The sequence below is a fragment of the Deferribacterota bacterium genome (assembly GCA_034189185.1).
GTDB lineage: Bacteria > Chrysiogenota > Deferribacteres > Deferribacterales > UBA228 > UBA228.
The window spans coordinates 1-2,525 of sequence record JAXHVM010000219.1 but is presented as its reverse complement, the minus strand read 5'-3'; the positions used below and the strand labels follow the sequence as shown (position 1 = coordinate 2,525).

The following is a 2,525-nucleotide window of genomic DNA, read 5'->3' as shown; positions in this document are numbered from 1 at the left end:
CAAAATATATGTTATCATTTAACCTGATATATCCTTTATCAGGCTTAACAAATCCCGTTATCATTTTTAATAGAGACGTTTTTCCGGCTCCTGATGGTCCGAAAAGTGCTATTTTTTTTGCGTTAGATTTGAATTTAAAGTCTAGCTTTATATCTCTAAATTTCTTTACAACATTGATATCAAACATATAACTTGCAAATTTTTAAATTTATTCTATATTATTTTATAATTTGTTATAAAAGTAGCATTATAGTTAATTTTACTTATATTTAAAGGAGAATTTTATGTTTAAAAAAGAAAATTTAATTGTTTTTAGTTTTCTTTTTATTGTTTTATTAATATTTATATTAAAAATATCGACTGTTAATGCAAAGGATTTTGACGATCTATATATAAAATCAGGGGGCATAATATCTTATATACACCTTAAAGAGGGTAATATAAAATATTATGATTATGCAATAAAAAATAGTGAAAAAGACAGTAAAAAAACTGTAAATAATATCAAAAAAAATACTTTTTATATTGCAGCCAATGTAAGTAACAAAAATAAGCAAAAAATTGCTAATCTATTAAATAATTATTCAAATATTAAGCTATTTAAAAATAGCGGTATAATCTCTATAGAAACCACCAAGAGTGAACTTAATAAATTTTTAGAAAATTTAATAACCTTGACTAAAATAAAATATGTTCAGAGAGGTGCTAAAAAAACATTTGATAGCAAATTTAAAGAGCTTAAAGGAACTAAAAAAATAAATGTTGATAGTGATAATTTAGAATATGCCCCAAGGGATCCACTATTTGAAGAGCAGTGGTATTTATATAATAGTGATGAGGAAGGAGTTGATTTAGGATATTTAGGTTATCGTAAATTTATAGATGAACAAAACTATAAATATAATAAAAATAATCCTCCTGTTATTGCTATAGTTGATATTGGTATATATTATGATACCCCAGAATTGTTAAATAGAGTTTATGTAAATAGTGGTGAAATTCCAAATAATAATGTTGATGATGACAATAACGGTTATATTGACGACTACAGAGGTGTGGATATTGGCCATCCTGAGTGCACATTAACAGAGTGTATAGATGGATATGAGGCATACCATGGAACAGCTATGTCTTCAATAATTGCTGCTAAAACAGATAATAATATGTATATGACTGGACTATTACCAGATGAGGCTAAAATACTTCCCTTATCAGCAAGTTCAGATTATTCCACAGTTGATAAATATAATGAAGCTTATGACTACATTTTAGAGATGAAAAATAAAGGTGTCAATATTGTTGCAGTAAATGTATCAGCTGGTGGGCCTTATGACAGAGTGGAATATTCATTAATAGAGAAATTTTTAGATGCTAACATATTAGTTGTTGCAGCAGCAGGTAACGAAAATAAGAATATTGATAATTCAGGAAATGGTGGAAATGGTTTTTTTGATATACCAACGGGAGCTTATCCTGCAGCTTATGATTTAGATAATATAATCTCAGTGGGTGCTATAAATAGATATGGGGAGCCAACTGTCTTTACTAACTATGGGCACGTTGTAGATATTTACATGCCAGGGGAAGAGATAATTAGCCTAAACTATCCACCAAGTGTCATAATTGGTTCTGGCACATCACAGGCTGCAGCAGTTACCTCTGGTGTTGTTGGAATAGCAGCCTATTTATATCCAAATTGTGTTGGGTTAGAATTAAAAGATTTATTATTAGATAGATCAAGTCAGAATATTGGATCTTTTACAGTGGAGTTTACAAATCAAATTTTAAATAGATTATTTGCTAGTGACGATATATTTAATATGAATATGATAAAGCTAAGTAGTTCAGAGGGTGATGCATTAATAACTGAAAGTGGACTAAATAATGTTAATTGTAATTCATTTGGTATTGGTAGATAGTAAGGGAGGTGCATAAATGAAAGGGGTTTTAATTAATAGCTTTAAAGATTACTATCTAGAAAAGAAAGATGAGGATTCATGGAAAAAGCTACTAAATAATATTGGTCTAGGAAATCACACAATAATTTTGGCTACAACTGATTTTGATGATAGCAAAGCTATGAGTTTAATAGAGCATATGGCAAAGGAATTAAATATGCAAAAAAAGCTATTTTTAAAAGAATTAGGAGAATACTTTGTAACAAATACTTCGCAAAAATTGTATAAGCATTTTTATAGAAAATATAATAGTGCAAAGGAATTTTTATTGAATTTAGATAATATCCATAAACAGATGACATCAACTGTAAAAGGAGCAAAACCGCCAAAATTTAGCTATAGCGAAAAGGATGATAAAACATTATTAATGACATATAATTCTCATAGGGATATGGTTGATTATTTCATAGGTGCCATACAGGGGGTTGGTAAAATATATAATGAAAGATTATTAGTAAATATTACAAGTAATAATCAAGCCGAGATAAGATTTCAATAGGAGGTAATCATTTATGGAGCAAAAAAATGCAATAACTATGAAAGGGCAACCATTAACGTTAGTTGGAG

3 protein-coding genes are annotated in these 2,525 nt (G+C 28.4%); 2 read left to right on the top strand and 1 reads right to left on the bottom strand.

All coding sequences use genetic code 11. From position 1 onward, the window contains the following. Positions 1-187 (bottom strand): ATP-binding cassette domain-containing protein (locus tag SVN78_10135; GenBank protein MDY6821965.1); only part of this gene is annotated, 187 nt, incomplete at its 3' end. 97 nt (positions 188-284) lie between these two features. On the opposite strand from SVN78_10135, the gene SVN78_10130 reads away from it, so the two are divergent. Together SVN78_10130 and SVN78_10125 are read left to right on the top strand one after the other, a co-directional pair. Next, complete coding sequence (locus SVN78_10130) at positions 285-1,919, top strand: S8 family serine peptidase (GenBank protein MDY6821964.1); 1,635 nt, start codon at positions 285-287, stop codon at positions 1,917-1,919. A 16-nt stretch (positions 1,920-1,935) separates the two neighbouring features. Beyond that, positions 1,936-2,457 carry a heme NO-binding domain-containing protein gene (locus SVN78_10125; GenBank protein ID MDY6821963.1) on the top strand — a complete coding sequence of 174 codons (522 nt, stop codon included), beginning with the start codon at positions 1,936-1,938 and terminating at the stop codon, positions 2,455-2,457. The last annotated feature ends 68 nt before the right edge of the window (positions 2,458-2,525 follow it).